13 protein-coding genes are annotated in these 16,647 nt (G+C 46.1%); 7 read left to right on the forward strand and 6 right to left on the reverse strand.

The annotated features are described in order from the left end of the window. Positions 1-283: 283 nt before the first annotated feature. Together sucA and odhB are read left to right on the forward strand one after the other, a co-directional pair. Positions 284-3,124: a 2-oxoglutarate dehydrogenase E1 component gene (sucA, locus tag ACVC9U_RS08095; protein ID WP_441390523.1), complete on the forward strand. Its 2,841-nt coding sequence runs from the start codon at positions 284-286 to the stop codon at positions 3,122-3,124. A gap of 14 nt (positions 3,125-3,138) precedes the next feature. Next, positions 3,139-4,407: a 2-oxoglutarate dehydrogenase complex dihydrolipoyllysine-residue succinyltransferase gene (odhB, locus tag ACVC9U_RS08100; protein ID WP_075754215.1), complete on the forward strand. Its 1,269-nt coding sequence runs from the start codon at positions 3,139-3,141 to the stop codon at positions 4,405-4,407. Between the two features lie 31 nt (positions 4,408-4,438). Here the strand turns inward: odhB and ACVC9U_RS08105 are convergent, their stop codons facing one another. Further along, on the reverse strand, positions 4,439-5,419 hold the full coding sequence (locus ACVC9U_RS08105; protein ID WP_441390526.1) for a bile acid:sodium symporter family protein: 981 nt from the start codon (positions 5,417-5,419) through the stop codon (positions 4,439-4,441). 214 nt (positions 5,420-5,633) lie between these two features. On the opposite strand from ACVC9U_RS08105, the gene ACVC9U_RS08110 reads away from it, so the two are divergent. Then, complete coding sequence (locus tag ACVC9U_RS08110; protein ID WP_075754219.1) at positions 5,634-6,974, forward strand: sodium-dependent transporter; 1,341 nt, start codon at positions 5,634-5,636, stop codon at positions 6,972-6,974. A gap of 182 nt (positions 6,975-7,156) precedes the next feature. Here ACVC9U_RS08110 and ACVC9U_RS08115 read toward each other — a convergent pair whose 3' ends face one another. From ACVC9U_RS08115 to ACVC9U_RS08125, 3 genes are all read right to left on the reverse strand, one after another. Next, the gene (locus tag ACVC9U_RS08115) at positions 7,157-7,687 is read right to left on the reverse strand and encodes a stress response protein YvgO (protein ID WP_075754221.1); all 531 of its coding nucleotides are present in this window, start codon (positions 7,685-7,687) and stop codon (positions 7,157-7,159) included. 633 nt (positions 7,688-8,320) lie between these two features. Further along, positions 8,321-9,106, reverse strand: coding sequence for a superoxide dismutase (locus ACVC9U_RS08120; RefSeq protein WP_237562621.1), 786 nt, complete (start codon positions 9,104-9,106; stop codon positions 8,321-8,323). A 50-nt stretch (positions 9,107-9,156) separates the two neighbouring features. Next, positions 9,157-11,058, reverse strand: a complete 1,902-nt coding sequence (locus ACVC9U_RS08125; protein ID WP_370510569.1) for a terpene cyclase/mutase family protein — start codon at positions 11,056-11,058, stop codon at positions 9,157-9,159. Positions 11,059-11,279: 221 nt separating this feature from the next. On the opposite strand from ACVC9U_RS08125, the gene ACVC9U_RS08130 reads away from it, so the two are divergent. Beyond that, entirely contained in the window at positions 11,280-11,681 is a 402-nt protein-coding gene (locus tag ACVC9U_RS08130; protein ID WP_065643862.1) for a cytidine deaminase, read from the forward strand. A 17-nt stretch (positions 11,682-11,698) separates the two neighbouring features. Continuing rightward, a complete protein-coding gene (locus tag ACVC9U_RS08135; RefSeq protein ID WP_441390529.1) occupies positions 11,699-12,235 on the forward strand; it encodes a GNAT family N-acetyltransferase in 537 nt (178 codons plus the stop codon). 194 nt (positions 12,236-12,429) lie between these two features. Here the strand turns inward: ACVC9U_RS08135 and ACVC9U_RS08140 are convergent, their stop codons facing one another. Both ACVC9U_RS08140 and ACVC9U_RS08145 read right to left on the reverse strand, forming a co-directional pair. Next, the gene (locus tag ACVC9U_RS08140; RefSeq protein ID WP_253182886.1) at positions 12,430-13,581 is read right to left on the reverse strand and encodes an MFS transporter; all 1,152 of its coding nucleotides are present in this window, start codon (positions 13,579-13,581) and stop codon (positions 12,430-12,432) included. A gap of 220 nt (positions 13,582-13,801) precedes the next feature. Beyond that, the gene (locus ACVC9U_RS08145; protein ID WP_059230638.1) at positions 13,802-15,289 is read right to left on the reverse strand and encodes an aldehyde dehydrogenase family protein; all 1,488 of its coding nucleotides are present in this window, start codon (positions 15,287-15,289) and stop codon (positions 13,802-13,804) included. 268 nt (positions 15,290-15,557) lie between these two features. Here ACVC9U_RS08145 and ACVC9U_RS08150 point away from each other — a divergent pair, with 268 nt between their 5' ends. Continuing rightward, complete coding sequence (locus tag ACVC9U_RS08150) at positions 15,558-15,767, forward strand: DUF6501 family protein (RefSeq protein ID WP_043928038.1); 210 nt, start codon at positions 15,558-15,560, stop codon at positions 15,765-15,767. Between the two features lie 433 nt (positions 15,768-16,200). Beyond that, positions 16,201-16,545 (forward strand): PH domain-containing protein, encoded by a 345-nt coding sequence (locus tag ACVC9U_RS08155; RefSeq protein WP_020451808.1) that lies wholly within the window; start codon positions 16,201-16,203, stop codon positions 16,543-16,545. Positions 16,546-16,647 lie beyond the last annotated feature (102 nt).

Raw genomic sequence — 16,647 nt, forward strand, 5'->3', positions numbered from 1 at the left:
GGAGCACATCGGGATGTTAAAAAATAGACGGTCAGGGGAAATATGTGAATAAATAATGAGGCAGTTTAAAAGAATTCGGTCTGAAAGTTCAAAATTATAAATTTTTTTATTTTTCAAGATGATTTTTTAATTTTATTTGAACAATCTGTGTAGAAACAAATGAGAAACAGTGGTAAAATGTACGTGGAAGCGTTTTTATTACATATTTCTGGGCGTAAGGTTCAGAAGATATATTAAGATAGTGAATCATTCACTTGATTATTAGGTTGGGGGTAATGTTCAAATGTTTCAAAATAGTATGAAACAAAGAATGACTTGGGAAGAATTTCACGGTCCGAACCTCGGCTATGTGCTGGAGCTTTACGATCAATACGTCAAGGATCCAGAAAGCTTGGATGCTGAGTTAAAAGAGATGTTTGACGAACTTGGAGCTCCCCCGGGCGATATAAGGGCCGCCTCTCTAAAAAACGAAAACGAAGAGGCAGATTTCACGGCTGGATCTATTCAAAAAATCGCATCAGCGATAAAACTCGCAGAAGATATTAGAACCTATGGCCATTTAAACGCTTCCGTCAATCCACTGAGAAAAACACAAGAGAAACAGGAGTTTTTTCCTCTTGCTGAGTACGGGTTAACTGAGCAGGATGTGAAAAAAATTCCGGCGTCTGTCATATGCAAAGATGCCCCTAAAGAAGTAACAAACGGTTTAGAAGCCATTCAGTACTTGAGAAACACATACAAAAAATCGATTTCTTTTGAATTTGACCATGTGCACATTTTTGAAGAGCGCAACTGGCTGATGAAAAAGATCGAATCCGGGGAATTATTCGCCCCGAAATCGAAAGAAAAGCTGGTGGAAGTTTTAAGAAGGCTGACAGAAGTTGAAAGTCTTGAACAGTTTCTCCACAAAACCTTTGTCGGGCAAAAACGCTTTTCAATAGAAGGACTTGATGCGCTTGTGCCCATGCTGGATGATATTATCGCCAAGTCCGTTTCGGCAGGTACGACAAACGTTAATATCGGTATGGCGCACAGGGGCCGCCTGAACGTTCTTGCGCATGTTCTAGGAAAACCTTATGAAATCATTTTTTCTGAATTCCAGCATGCGCCGAATAAAGATCTCGTTCCGTCGGAAGGTTCGACAGGGATCAATTACGGCTGGACGGGTGACGTAAAATATCACCTCGGCGCCAACCGTCAGATTCAGGATGAGCATACGAAAACGGCGCGCATTGCGCTCGCGAACAATCCGAGCCACCTGGAGTTCATCGATCCGATCGTTGAGGGTTCGACAAGAGCCGCCCAGGAAACGAGAACGGAGAGCGGCTATCCGGTTCAAGACGTTAAAAAATCGCTGGCGATTCTGATTCACGGCGATGCGGCATTCCCAGGGGAAGGCATTGTCGCGGAAACGCTGAATTTAAGCCAGCTTAAAGGCTATCAGGTGGGCGGAGCGATTCACATTATCGCCAATAACATGATCGGATTTACGACGGAAAGCAATGAGTCAAGATCGACGAAATATGCAAGCGACCTTGCAAAAGGGTTTGAGATTCCGATCGTCCACGTTAATGCGGATGATCCTGAAGCATGCCTTTCAGCGGTTCAGCTCGCTGTTGAATACCGCATGACTTTCAACAAAGACTTTTTGATCGATCTGATCGGCTACCGCCGTTTCGGCCACAATGAAATGGATGAGCCGTCTGCAACGCAGCCGATGCTGTATGATGCGGTCAGAAAGCACCCGACCGTCAAGAACATCTTTGCTGAAAAGCTGATTCATAACGGGATCGTCGATAAAGAAACCGTCGACAAAATCGGGGACGCTGTCATGAAGCGTTTAGAAGAAGCCTATCGCAAAGTGCCGGCCAAGAAGGAAGACATGACACATGAAATCGTTCTTCCCGAGCCTGTTTCCAACGGTTTTCCTGATGTTGACACGTCGGTTGATGTTGAAACTTTGCGCAAAATCAATCAGGAGCTTGTTTCATGGCCTGAAAACTTCAACGTTTTCGATAAGCTAAAGCGAATCCTCGAAAGGCGCGCCAAAGCGTTCGACGATGACCGAAAAGTCGACTGGTCGCTAGCAGAGGCGATGGCTTTTGCGTCCATTTTGAAAGACGGCACACCTCTAAGACTGACCGGGCAGGATTCAGAACGCGGCACATTCGCACACCGCAACCTTGTCCTTCACGACAGCAAGACAGGGGACGAATTCATCGCACTGCATCACCTTGCAAATACGAAAGCGTCATTTGCGGTTCACAACAGCCCGCTTTCTGAAGGGTCCGTCCTAGGCTTTGAATACGGATATAACGTGTCTTCGCCGGAAACGATGGTGATCTGGGAAGCGCAGTTTGGAGACTTTGCAAACGCGGCGCAAGTGTACTTTGATCAGTTCATTTCTGCAGGAAGAGCGAAATGGGGACAAAAATCAGGGCTCGTTGTTCTCTTGCCGCACGGCTATGAAGGGCAGGGACCTGAGCATTCAAGCGGAAGAACGGAACGCTTCCTTCAGCTGGCGGCGGAAAACAACTGGACTGTCGCCAACTTGACGAGCGCCGCCCAATACTTCCATATTTTAAGAAGGCAGGCCAAGATGCTCCTTCGCGAGGAGATCCGCCCGCTGATCATCATGACGCCGAAAAGCCTGCTGAGAAATCCGAATACCGTGTCAGAAGTGCAGGAGCTCAGCGACAGCAGCTTTAAGCCGGTCTATGAAATGTCAGGACTTTCCCATCAGTATGACAAAGTGACGCGCCTCGTCCTTTCAAGCGGTAAAGTTTCGATTGACATCAGCAGCCATTTCAATAAAATGGAAGGTGAAAAAGATTGGCTGCACATTGCACGGGTTGAAGAGCTGTATCCTTTCCCTGCAAAGCATATTAAAGCGATCTTCAGCAAACTCCCGAATTTGGAGGAGATTGTCTGGGTACAGGAAGAACCGCAAAATATGGGTGCATGGAACTATATCGAGCCTTATTTAAGAGAGATTGCTCCAAAGGACGTGAAGGTCCGCTATATTGGCAGAAGAAGACGTTCAAGTCCGGCAGAAGGGGATCCGACGGTTCATAAAAAGGAACAGGAACGCATTGTATCTGATAGCTTGACTCGCAAAAATTAAGGGGGAACTAAAAAATGGCGGAAATTAAAGTACCTGAATTAGCGGAATCAATTTCAGAAGGAACGATAGCCCAATGGCTGAAACAACCGGGAGATTATGTAGAACAAGGGGAATTCCTGCTCGAGCTGGAGACTGATAAAGTCAACGTTGAATTGACGGCAGAGCAGTCCGGCGTTCTTCAGGAAGTGCTGAAAGATTCCGGTGACACGGTTCAGGTCGGCGAAATAATCGGAACGATTTCAGAAGGCGGCAAATCAACGGCTCCTCAAGCTGACGCTCAAGAAAGCGCCGGTGCTTCGGAAGAGAAGGCAGCCTCGTCTGAAAAGACAGCCGAACTTCGCGAAAGCGCGAACGATGAGGCGGATACAGCCAAAACAAGAACAATCGCTTCTCCGGCTGCCCGAAAGCTCGCCCGTGAAAAAGGCATCGATTTATCGGAGATTCCTACCGGAGATCCGCTCGGAAGGGTCAGAAAGCAAGATGTTGAATCTTATCAGAAGAACGAGCAGCCGCCAAAAGCTCAGCCTGATCCAAAACGCGAAACACAGGCGCCGGCTGCTAAACAAACTGAAAATGCAGGTAAACCGGTAGAGCGTCAAAGAATGTCCCGCAGGAGACAGACGATCGCCAAACGCCTCGTTGAAGTTCAGCACACCGCCGCAATGCTGACGACATTCAACGAAGTGGACATGACGGCGGTCATGAACCTAAGGAAACGCCGAAAAGATCAATTCCTTGAGCAGCATGATGTGAAGCTCGGATTCATGTCATTCTTTACAAAAGCTGTTGTCGCCGCGCTGAAAAAATATCCGCTCCTCAACGCGGAAATTCAAGGCGACGAGCTTGTGATCAAAAAATTCTATGATATCGGAATCGCTGTTGCTGCGCCGGATGGCCTCGTCGTACCGGTCGTTCGGGATGCAGACCGCAAAACCTTTGCTGATATTGAAAGGGATATCGGTGAGCTTGCGAAGAAAGCGAGAAACAACAAATTGTCGCTCAACGAGCTTCAAGGAGGCTCCTTTACGATCACAAACGGAGGAACGTTCGGATCACTGTTATCGACTCCGATTTTAAACAGTCCGCAAGTTGGTATTTTGGGTATGCATAAGATCCAGCTGCGCCCTGTAGCAATTGATGAAGAGCGTTTCGAAAACCGCCCGATGATGTACATTGCATTATCGTATGACCACCGGATCGTCGACGGTAAAGAGGCGGTCGGCTTCCTGGTTACGATTAAAAATCTGCTTGAAGATCCTGAACAGCTTTTGTTGGAAGGTTAAATCAAGAAAAAAGCTTTGGCCGCATGTACGGTCAAAGCTTTTTGTTTATCATCTGCGGGGCAGGAGAATAATTGTTATTCTTCTGCTTATTTGCTTTCTTGCTCCAGTATGTCGCAAGCCATGAGCCTGAAAGGTTATGCCAGACGCTGAAAACAGCGCTCGGGACAGCGGAAAGAGGAGAGAAGTGCGCCGTTGCCAATGCTGCACCGAGACCCGAATTTTGCATGCCGACCTCAATGGACACGGCTTTTTGTGATGCATAATCCATTTTAAAGCACTTTGCCAAAACAAAGCCAAGGAAAAGCCCGAGGCCATTATGAAGAACGACTACCGCAAAAATCAACAGCCCCGATTGAATAATGTTTTCCCGGTTGCCTCCGACGACCGCGGTGACGCTGGCGACGATGCCGAGAACAGAGACGAGCGGAAGCACCTGCACCGCTTTTTTCACTTGTTTTTTAAAGAAAAATTGAACGATCAGCCCGGCGATAATCGGGAGCAGCACCGCCTGCAAAATCGAAACGAACAGAGAGCCCGGAGATACCGGAAGCCATTCTTTTGCGAAAAATAAAATGAGAAACGGCGTTAAAAAAGGGGCAAGCAATGTGGAAACCGTTGTAATCGCCACTGACAGGGCGATATTCCCCTTCGCCAAAAATGTCATGACGTTTGATGCCGTGCCCCCGGGACAGCATCCCACTAAAATGACCCCAACCGCTATTTCGGAGGGAAGACCGAGTCCATAGGCCAGTCCAAAAGCTAGCAGCGGCATAACCGTATATTGAACCATCACACCGATCAGCACATGCAGGGGACGTCTCAGCAGCTCTTTAAAATCGTCCGCTGACAATGTCAATCCCATGCCAAACATAATCACGCCAAGCAGGATGGTAATATAAGGGGTGATCCAGGTGAATTGCGTCGGAAAGGCAAAGCCGAGAACCGCAAACAGAATCACCCAAATGGCAAACGTTTTTCCTGCAAATTGACTGATTTTGATCAAATAACTCATAAGTCCAGCTCCTCACATCTGTAGAAAATATAACATTCTCTTATTATAATTAATATTCTGAATAATTCAATACTAGTAAAATGCGAATTTGTTTTAAATAATATTATTATGTAAACTGAAAGAAATGTTTGAAAACCTTGACGAATTCGTTTATGCTTTTTAAAATGATAGTTTGTAGCCATATGCAATTAGACCGAGAAGAAGAGGTGCTTAAGTGGAAAATAAACAAAATATATGGTCATCAAAGCTTGGATTTATCTTAGCTTCGGCCGGCTCGGCAATCGGGCTCGGCGCGATATGGAAGTTTCCTTATGTCGCCGGAACAAGCGGCGGCGGAGCATTTTTACTTATGTTTATTCTTTTTACTTTATTGATTGGGCTTCCATTATTAATGGCGGAGTTCATTATCGGCAGAAAGACTCAAAAAGATGCCGTTGAATCCTATAAGGAGCTGGCGCCCGGCTCGCTTTGGCATTGGATCGGCCGGCTCGGCATTATCACGTGTTTCATTCTGCTGTCTTTCTATAGTGTTGTCGGCGGCTGGATCATCATTTATATTATCAAAGGACTGACCGGCGAACTGTCAAGAAGCACGGATTATGCAGGTCTTTTCGGGGAGACGATTGCAAATCCGTATCTCGTTCTTGCGAGCCAGTTTGCATTTATCATGATAACGATTCTTGTCGTTTCCAAAGGAGTCAGAAGCGGGATTGAAAAAGCGAGCAAGTTTATGATGCCTGCTCTGTTCATTATTTTTCTGCTGTTGATCATCCGTTCGCTGACACTTCCCGGTTCAATGGAAGGATTGGAGTTTTTCTTAAAACCTGACCTTTCCCATATCACAGCCAAAACGGTGCTGTTTGCGCTTGGACAATCCTTTTTCTCGCTGAGTGTCGGTGTTTCCGTTATGGTAACGTACAGCTCTTATTTATCGAAAAAAGAAAACCTTGTACAGTCGGCCGTTTCAGTGACATTGCTCAATGTATCTGTAGCGATTCTTGCCGGGTTTGCAATTTTTCCGGCCGTTTTTTCATTCGGATTATCTCCTGATGCCGGCCCGATGCTGTTATTTAATGTGCTGCCGTCAGTCTTTCACAAGATGCCTTTAGGAATCGTCTTTTTATTGGCGTTTATGCTCTTATTTTTATTTGCTACACTGACGTCCGCATTTTCAATGCTTGAAATCCTTGTTTCTTCCTTGTCAAAAGGGGATCCTAAAAAAAGACAGGCTTTCGCTTGGGCCGGAGGAATTGCGATTTTCCTATTCGGAATTCCTTCAGCATTATCATACGGCGTGCTTCAGGATGTATCGATTTTTAATCTATCCATTTTTGATGCGGCGGATTACCTTGTCAGTAATATTTTAATGCCGCTCGGCGCTTTGCTCATCGCCGTTTTTGTGCCGCTCAAAATCCCGAAAGAAGAGCTTTTTGCCGAATTGAAAGAGGGCTCTAAAATCAGCAGAAAATGGTTTGCAGCATGGCTTCTGCTGATTCGCTACGCCGCTCCAATCGTTATTATTATCGTCTTTTTGGACGTCATTGGCGTATTCTAAGATTGAATTGTTGTAAGGCCGGACAGTTTGAGTGCCGCTAAAGAATGGCGGCGGTATGACCGGCAAGGGAAGTGTTTGATAAATCGGCTTTTTTCTGCGCAAACATATTAAAAAGGCCTGCCGGTGAATTCGTTTTTGACGATTTTACCGGCAGGCAGAAGAGGGGGATACTTTGACTTTGATTAAGGCTTGCGGAATGTTACAGTTTGGCCGTTTCGATCAAACCAGCCTTTAAAGGCCCAGTTAATCCAGCCGCCGTCTCCCTGGTTTGTAAATTGTCCGCTTTCAAATACCCAAATGCCGTAAATCACCCCATGATAGTTGGCAGATCCATAAAATTTTACTCCTCTTAAACCATTTTGATAGCCTTGACTTAAGTTAAACACCATGACATTGTATCTTTGCCCAGCAGAATAAAAAGCGGTTTCCATGCAGTTTTTGACGAAACCGCTGCGGTTATTGCTTTGAACGATAGCATCCCTAATCGAGTTTCCGATTCCTAAGAGATCGAGGCCGATGTTGAGATTAATAGCGGAAGTTTTAAACTGTTGTTTTTCCTGGTCTAATGACTGATTGAGAGATGTGGGTATAGACATAGAAGGTAAGGTTGTAACAGAACTATCCGTATGTTTTGATTCTTTCGCTTCTGATAAGTACGGCAGACAGGTCAAACCGAGCATGAAGGCTGTAAAGAAAGCAAACATTTTTTTCATGATTAACCCTCCTAAATTAAATTTCCATTTTTCGAAAAAACAATCAGACAAACATCGACAGTTTGTTCATTTATCCCCTCCTTTCTCATAGAATAGCTTAACGAGTTTTGAAATTAGAAGAATGAGGAAAAACGACTATTTTCCAAATAAATCAAAAAATATTCACAATTCATACTTAAGGCACGAAATTGGGATATATTGATAGAATGTTGCAGATTCGCTTTTCCATAAGGAGATTATCATAATAGCAGGTTCAAAAAAGTGCACGACTGCGGGATTTCTCTTCTGAATCTGCTCAAACATCTCCGTGTATCGGTCTTGAAAATCCTGAGGATAAACTGGAGTATTTAAACTTTTATACGTTGTCTTTTTACATATGATAGAGGATTTAAGAGAAAACATAGATGGGCATTGACAGTGATAAGGATTCGGCGTTCGGCTCGATACGGCCGGTGTCGACGACTGCATGGCGCCAGGAAGCATTCATGAATGAAAGATGCGAGAGGAAGCGCTTGTTCGCTTTTTGAGGAAAGGCTTGTTTCATCTCTGATGGCGGGGAGGCCGATGTCCGGCTTCACAATCGAAACAAAAACAGGACTTCAATAGTTTGAAGTCCCGCCATTTGAATTTGTATCAGAAGGGCTCCCATAGAACGCGCTTTGCTGTCGCAAACCGCCTTTCAGGTTCTCTCCAGTCAACGACATTCCACCAATTATCGACGTATTTTGCCCTTTCATTTTTATATTGAAGGTAGTATGCGTGTTCCCATACGTCGAGCGGGAGAAGGGGGATCACATCCCATTGGCTCATCAGCTGATGTTTTTCTGCGATCAGAATTTCCAAGCGGTGCGAGCGAGGCGCCCAGACAAGGATCGCCCAGCCCACGCCTTCCACCTTTTTCGCCGCTTCGGAAAATTGTTCTTTAAAGGCCGAATAGCTGCCGAAAGAACGGTTAATCATTTCCAGCAATTCGCCTGTCGGCCGCCTTTTTCCTTTTGGGTGCATCGCGTACCAAAATATAGTGTGCAAATAGTGCCCGGCTCCGTGGAAGGCGAGCTCTCTTTCCCAGTGGTTTACAAGGTCGAACTGTTTGGTTTGCCTGGCTTTCTGCAGTTCTTTTTCAGCTTTGTTCAAGCCGTCGACATAGCTTTGGTGATGTTTTGTATGATGAAGAAACATAATTTCTCTTGAAATATAAGGCTCAAGGGCTGAATACGAGTAGGGCAGGCTTGGCAGGCGGTGGCCTCCGATCGGCACTGTTCTGAATGGCTGCCGGCCTGCTTGAGACGCATCACTGCGGGAGATGGCTTGATACACGGCTTCTGCCTGTTCATACCATTCCTGTTCGGTCGCACGAGGATCATCCAGTGATTGAAAAAGTTTTTCTAAATGGCTTTCTAAAGAAGGATCATCTTTCATTTGGTCTTTCAGATCTTTGGCCCATGACGCTATTTTTTCTTTGTAAGCATTCAATATGTCTCCCTCATTTCCGCTTTTTTAATAAATGCGCTTGAAGCGAGCAATGAAAACACAAAAGGATAACTGTGATAGCGGATGTAGAATTGTTTCGGCAGCCCGATTCCCGTCGGGTATTCGAGTCGCTCAGGCGAGCTTTCGTGATCATCGGTGAGAAAACGAATCCCTTTTAAGATCTTAGGGTCATCCGGACGCTCATATTGCAAGAGCGCCTCCAGCGCCCATGAAGATTGAACAACTGTTCCAAAGTGAAGAGGGACAAAACGCTTCGCTTCACAGCTTTTGCAGGATTCTCCCCAGCTTCCATCTTCGAGCTGGATCGATTTAAGCCAGGAGACCGCTTTTCTGACAGACGCGTGGTTGCGGGAAATCCCGACGGCTTTCATTCCGGTGAGTGCGGCCCATGTCCCGTAAATAAAGCAGACGCCCCATCTGCCATACCACGAGCCGTCAGCTTCCTGATGGTGATCAAGCCACCTTAGAGCGCGTCTGACCGCGGGATGGTCATCTGTCAACCGCTCTTTAAGTCCGAGCAGATGAAGAACGCGCCCAGTCAAGTCTGCCGTTGACGGATCGACCGCTGCGTCAGCGGCAGATTCGAGCGGCAGATTTCGGATGAGCGGATGGTCAACGTTTTTTTCAAATGCTGCAAACCCCCCGTCGTTGTTTTGCATTGATAAAAGCCAGGTAAGCCCCCGGTTCCAGGCAGCCGGATGCCTTTGAAACGGAATTGCTTTTAATGCCGCAGCGGTATCGTCCAAATCGGGATTGTTTGTATTGATGTGTGAAAAACCCCACCCTCCCGGTGCCGCTTGAGGATTTGAGACCGCCCAGTCCGCTTTTTTCACATGCTGTCTTTTGAGAAGGTAGTCCGCTGCCGATGAGATGGAAGAATGTTGTTCATCAGGTATTCCGGATTCCTGCATGGCATAGCTGATGAGCGCGGTGTCCCAGACAGTGGAAGTTGAGTTTTCCAAATGGAAGCCTTCCTCTCCGCATGATGAAATAAGGCTTTTGATTCCGCCGACTGCTTTTTTAACAACGGGGGCGTTTTTTGATATTCCCATCGCTAGCAGGCTGTAAATCATGAACATGGTCGCGCTCGCATAGCTGTATAGTGTTCCGTCTTCTTCGATTCTGTCCAGCATATATTTTTTGCCCGCTTCAAATCCGAGCTGATGGACATAAGCCGGCCATTGAAAGAGCTGTTTCCATTGCAGATTGAAAGAATAGAAGGTTCTCTCGTCAAAAGAGCGGATATTCAGCCATTCGAGAGGATTTTTTGACATGGCTTCATCCAGGTGCCGAAGCGAGCCGATTTGGTTGTTTTTTAAAGAGAATCGTCGATTAAACGTAATGGCCATCGGGACAAAATGAATTCTTGCGTATGTGCTGAAATGGTAAAAATGAAGCGGGAAATAGGGCGGGATCAGTAAAAACGAAAGCGGAATATAGGCTCTCGGCCATGGATACAGCCCGTTGGCAGCGAGCATCCACTTCGTCATAAAGTGCACATTCTTCAAACCGCCTGCGGCCTTAATAAATGCCTCGGCTTTCTGCATATGCGCATCTCTCCGGTCATAGAGCCCCGAAGCCAGCATCCCGGTATAGCCCTGGACTGTCGCGGTCAAATTGCCTGCCGTTTCATCCGGATGATTGCGAAATGCACCGTCTCCGCTCTGCTTCGAACGGATTCGTTCAGCAAGACTTGCGATGAGAGAAGAGTCCTGATCGCCAAGTGAAGTCAGCATCAAAATGAAAAAGCTGTCTGTCATCACTGGCCCTTCAAAACAAAACCGCCACGAACCATCAGGTCTCTGTCTATTTTGAAGCTTTGCGAGCGTCTTTTGTCTGAAAGCTTTCACGTCTTCTAGTAAAGAACGCAATCTTCTCATCTCCTTCATTTTACTGTATTCATTTCGGAAATGTGTCATGCCAACCGGATGAAAACAGAAGAACAGCGATTTTGAATATGTGATGAGTATACAGGCATTCGTCAGTGTGGGCATGCGTGAGCATGATCAGGAAATCATGAATATCTTCATTTACCTCTGTTCCATTTTCAGGTATTGTAAAAAGAGAGACCTTAGAAACAATGTTTGGGGGATGTTGCTGAATGAATATTGAACAGATGCTGTATGACACCGCAGTCGAATTGATCAAAAAGAGGTATCCGACCGGATGGGGCGGGGCAGCCGCCATGTACACCGAAGACGGAAGAATCTTGACGAGCGTAGCGCCGGAAGTAATCAACGCTTCAACCGATTTATGCATTGAAACGGGCGCCATTCTCGAAGCCCATAAGTATCAGGCAAAAATTACGCACTCTGTTTGTGTCGTGAGAGATGATGAACATTCCGAATGCAAGGTATTAACGCCGTGCGGGGTATGCCAGGAAAGACTTTTTTATTGGGGGCCGGATCTTAAAGCAGCTGTAACTGTACCGGATGGGCGTCTGGTTTATAAATCTTTAAAGGAAATACAGCCATACCATTGGTTTGCTGCGTATCAAAAATAGCAGGGGAGGCGCGTTCGATGTTCGAGAGCCGTAAAGTTTATCTCAGGCCTGTTGAAAAAGGCGATATGGAGAGCTTTTATAAAGCCGCTCAAAATGAATACATCAGGTATATGACGGGCACGATACGTGAATTTACGATGGAAGACCTTTATGAGCACTACGAGAGAATCACAAGCGATGAGACGCGCTATGATTTTGCCGTCTGCTTAATGGAGGACGATCTTTTGTTAGGCGATCTGTCCATCATTGACATCGACCGGACGAATCGAAAAGCGGGGTTTAGAATCGCTTTGCACAGCCCCGCTTATTTGAACAAAGGCTATGGTTCTGAAGCGGTGCGGCTGGCCATGCAGTTTGCATTCGAAAGGCTCGATCTTAACCGCCTCCAGCTCGAAGTCTTTTCACACAATAAGCGCGCTCTGAAAGCATATGAAAAAGCCGGATTTAAAAGGGAAGGTACGGTCAGGGAGGCTCTTTATATGAATGAACAGTACTCAGATGAAATCATTATGGGGATATTGAAGCGGGAATACAAAGAGCTGATATTCTGCTGAATCAGAGGACGCGCAGCATGTTATTCTACTGAGCGCCGCTTTGTTCATTCTTATTTTTCAATCTTTGCTGAACGGCTGCAAATGCCGCCGAAAACAGGCCGCCGGCAATCTGCGCCATTGTCATCAAATGAGCTTCTTTTTTTCTAAAACGATCACTCCAAATATACCGTTGATGAGAAAAATCCACAGCAGCTTCATCGTTCTATCTCCTCTTTCGTGTGCTGCCTTGCAGACTGGCTGTACGTTCTCACATCCCGTACGAAAAATGTGACAGCGGCTGTTCCGGCATATAATACAGCGGCAGCGATAAATACGCTTTGCACCCCGATCAAGTCAGCCAAAGCCCCCATAATGGCGATTGTTAAAACAGACCATGCAGTCAAAATGGTATTTTTGGCGGCGGTAACCGGTGCACGCTCTTCATCTGTCAACGTATCTTGAAGGATAACCGTCTGACTGACGTCTCTTACTTGATAAAGCGGACCCATCATGATACAGAGGATGACTGAAAGGAGGGGATTTGACGAATAGGCGAATAAAAGCGTTGTGATTCCCATTGAAACAGAACCCAAGACAATCATGAGGCCAAGCCTTTTTTTGAGCTGGTTGGAAAAGAGCACAGCGAGAATGCCGCCCAAAATTGCTCCCAAAAAATAACCGGCATTGATGAATCCCCACCAAGCCTCTCCTTTATTCAGCACCTCTTTCGTAAAAGCCAGCAAAACGGCGGAAGTCCAGACCGCATTTGCTAAACCTTCTGACATGTCCATCATCGTAAGCAGCAAAACGGTTTTCTTCCTGTATACAGTGCGCCAGACTGATTGTGTGCGGATTTTTTGGCGAGGGATAACCGCTGTTTTCAAATCAGGCAATTTGATTAAAAGCCCTGATACGAAAAAGAGTCCTGCTGTAAACACTGTCAGCGTGTGAGTCTGGGTCAAAACGGTTAAATAGCCGCCGAGCCCCCAGCCTGCTGCCTGAACAAACTGGTTGACCGTTACGATGCTTCCCGATGCAGCCACGTAATCGCGCTTTTTAATCGCTTGATACAGTAAACCTAATTGTGCGGGAGAATACCAGGAGCCGACAAAGCTTTGCAAAAACAGCAGCATATAAATGATATAAGAGGGTAAGCCTAGCGATTGGCATAAGCCGATGCATAATGCGCAGACCGCTCTGAACCATGTTGAACAAGCCGCTGTTTGAAGCAGGTCGAGGCGCTGAATAGCAAAAGCAGCCATCGCACCGCCTAATACACTGCCGAACGAGGATAAAGCCAAAACCAGACCCGATCCGAATACAGAGTTCGTTTCCTTAAACACATCGACCATGACGATGATCGTCATCAAAATCGATCCGACAGCCTGTGCTGTTTGTGACGCCCATATGTATCTAAAGCTTTTTTGATTCCAGAGGGTTTTGCTAAGAGAGGAAGAATACACGATTCTATCATTCCAGTCGATTTAAACTATCATCCATTTTACCATATGTATCTATAAATGTTTATTTCCACAAAAAGAAAACCGCCCTGATCGACAGGGCGGCTGCAGAAACTCATGTCTTGCGTTATTCGCCTGTATGAATCCAGACGCTTTTTACTTCTGTATAGTTATCCAGAGCGTATGAGCCCATTTCACGTCCGAGTCCCGACTGTTTGTAGCCGCCGAATGGGGATGCAGCGTCAAAGGCATTATAGCAGTTGACCCAAACGGTACCGGCTTGCAGACGGTCGGCGATATAGTGGGCGTTTTTCAAATTTTCCGTCCATACGCCAGCAGCAAGGCCGTATTCGCTGCGATTGGCCCGTTCGATCACTTCATCTACCGTTTCATAAGGGATCGCCGCCAAAACAGGACCGAAGATTTCTTCTTTTGCTATTGTCATCTCGTCTTCGACATTGGTGAATACAGTCGGAGAAACAAAGTATCCCTGTTCATAAGGGCATGTTCCGCCGGCTGCGATTTTCGCACCCTCCTGACGTCCTTTTTCAATATACGAGAGGACGCGTTCGTGCTGCTCTTTGCTGACAAGCGGTCCCATTTGCGTGTCTTCATGAAGGCCCGCACCCTGGCGGAGCGATTTGGAATAAGCGGCCATTTCATCGACGACTTTGTCATATTGGTCTTTATGGATGAACACGCGTGATCCCGCACAGCACACTTGGCCTTGATTGAACATGACGCCGGTCAGTGCGCCTGGAATCGCTTTCTTCAGGTCGGCGTCAGGGAGGATGATATTCGGCGACTTTCCGCCGAGTTCAAGGGTAACCCGTTTAACCGATTTGGCCGCTTTCTCCATAATTTTTTTGCCGATTTCCGTTGACCCTGTGAATGCCAGTTTGTCGACAAGGGCATGATCGGTCAGAGCTTCTCCGGCCGTCTCACCGAAGCCAGGAATGATGTTGATGACGCCTTTCGGGAAGCCTGCTTCATCGATCAGTTCTGCCAAATACAGAGCGGAAAGCGGCGTTTGTTCCGCCGGTTTTAAGACAACCGTACATCCCGCTGCAAGGGCGGCTCCCATTTTCCACATGGCCATCAGAAGCGGGAAGTTCCAAGGGATAATTTGCCCGACAACTCCGACAGGCTCATGTCGTGTATAGTTGAAATAAGGTCCGTTAACAGGAATCGTCTGTCCGGTTATTTTCGTCGCCCAGCCGGCATAATAGCGCATATGTTCAATTGACAGCGGAATATCGCCTGCGGTCGTTTCGCTGATCGGCTTCCCGTTATCCAGCGTTTCAAGCTGAGCCAGTTCCGTTTTGTGTTCCTCCATCAGATCGGCGAGTTTGTACATCAGCCGGCTTCTTTCGGCCGGGTTCATCGTCCGCCACTCACCGCGGTCAAAGGCTTCCCGCGCGGCTTTCACCGCTTTGTCCACATCCTCGGGACCTGCCTCATATAAGGTGGCGAGCGTTTCACCAGTCGCCGGGTTTGGGGTCTCAAACGTTTTGTTTGAGGCGCTGGTTACAAATTCCCCGTTAATATAGAGCTTCTTTGTTCCCTGCAAAAATGACTCCAGCTTTTTACTGACCTGCATTGTTAATGAACTCATGTTTGTCAAACAAACCTCCTTTGAAATTTTGGTCTGTCTTCGGGTGAGTTGTCTTGATGCTGGTTTGTCTTTTGATTCGGTCATTGCGTGGATGGAAGAGGGATATATTTCTGATTTTGGAACTATACACCACCATTCTATAACAGGGAATGAAACCAAATCAATATCCATGCTCTTTAAAATCACATTCGCCTCCAGATCGCATTGCATTTCGGCGAAAAAACGCTACAATGGAAACTATAGGACGTATGAAAAAGGAGACATCCACATGATTCACGAAAAATGGCAGAACAATAAAACCATTAAAAAAGTAAAGTGCATACATACCGATGCCAAAAAGTACATCGTCAACAGAGCGCTGACCGTCGGTAACGTATACGAGGTCAAAAACGAAACGGAAGAGTTTCTGTTTATCATCGATAATACAAACAAAGTCGGAGGCTATTACAAAGAGTACTTTGAAGAAGTAAAAGCCTGAATCAATTCGCGCGGGTCATCAACAGCAATGAATGGTAGTCGAACAAAAACCGCACGCATTCATAAAAAATCGGCTGACTGAATCAGTTGCGTGACCGAAGCAGGAAAAGCGCCTGATATGTACATAAAAGGCATAATAGTCAAAAGAGAACCGCAGAGGAAGAACATCCTGCTGCGGTTTTTTGTTTTATCCGTTATGCACCTTTTGATTGGTAGCAAACGAAAAATAAGCTAAAAAAACTGATAAAAAGTTGAAACCTCACGCGTCCGCCGGGCGTATGAATTGATAGTAAAAACAAACATATAGCGTTAAAGAAATGTAATCTGCTCGTAATTGTTTATAAATCAGGGTTATCGTATCCTTATTAGTAACTGACAGCATACTTTGCCTTGTGCATAAACATAAATTGGACATACAGAAAGAGGGGTTTTGATTGGGCGTTTTTTCAGCAAGCAAAACAGCAGACGGCAAAAAATTTGAACCGCTGCTCATAGAAGGAGAAAAAATTGAATCGGTTTGCAGACTGAGGATAGATCAAATTTGTTTTACGAACAAGCGGATTATTTTTTTTGATAATAAACTGTTTTCCAAAAAGAAAGTCCGCGTCTTTCTGCCATACAGATCGATTGAAGGCTTTGCGATTAGAGAAGTCAGCATGTTCAATCCAGACAGTTCTCTTTCTCTGATGACCAGCAGCAAAATCTTTGACCTGGAATTTACGAAGGATACCGACATGCTTGAAATTCAAGCGCTGTTATCAAAATACTTATGTGCATAATCTCAACAGGCTGTTCAAACGCTATTTTGCGAACGAACGGTCTTTTTTTTGCGGAGAAATGCAGGTTTCCCCTTTCGGCAATCGGGTAATGAAAAAGAAAGG

The organism is Bacillus sp. GM2 (assembly GCF_056155945.1).

What these genes read in the sequence shown, in the direction of transcription:
- sucA (WP_441390523.1), top strand. Translation starts at nt 284, where the DNA reads ATGTTTCAAAATAGTATGAAACAAAGAATGACTTGGGAAGAATTTCAC.
- ACVC9U_RS08115 (WP_075754221.1), bottom strand. Translation starts at nt 7,687, where the DNA reads ATGAAAAAAATGTTTGCTTTCTTTACAGCCTTCATGCTCGGTTTGACC.
- ACVC9U_RS08150 (WP_043928038.1), top strand. Translation starts at nt 15,558, where the DNA reads ATGATTCACGAAAAATGGCAGAACAATAAAACCATTAAAAAAGTAAAG.
- ACVC9U_RS08135 (WP_441390529.1), top strand. Translation starts at nt 11,699, where the DNA reads ATGTTCGAGAGCCGTAAAGTTTATCTCAGGCCTGTTGAAAAAGGCGAT.
- ACVC9U_RS08130 (WP_065643862.1), top strand. Translation starts at nt 11,280, where the DNA reads ATGAATATTGAACAGATGCTGTATGACACCGCAGTCGAATTGATCAAA.
- ACVC9U_RS08105 (WP_441390526.1), bottom strand. Translation starts at nt 5,419, where the DNA reads ATGAGTTATTTGATCAAAATCAGTCAATTTGCAGGAAAAACGTTTGCC.
- ACVC9U_RS08125 (WP_370510569.1), bottom strand. Translation starts at nt 11,058, where the DNA reads ATGAGAAGATTGCGTTCTTTACTAGAAGACGTGAAAGCTTTCAGACAA.
- ACVC9U_RS08120 (WP_237562621.1), bottom strand. Translation starts at nt 9,106, where the DNA reads ATGAAAGATGATCCTTCTTTAGAAAGCCATTTAGAAAAACTTTTTCAA.
- odhB (WP_075754215.1), top strand. Translation starts at nt 3,139, where the DNA reads ATGGCGGAAATTAAAGTACCTGAATTAGCGGAATCAATTTCAGAAGGA.
- ACVC9U_RS08140 (WP_253182886.1), bottom strand. Translation starts at nt 13,581, where the DNA reads ATGACGATCATCGTCATGGTCGATGTGTTTAAGGAAACGAACTCTGTA.
- ACVC9U_RS08145 (WP_059230638.1), bottom strand. Translation starts at nt 15,289, where the DNA reads ATGAGTTCATTAACAATGCAGGTCAGTAAAAAGCTGGAGTCATTTTTG.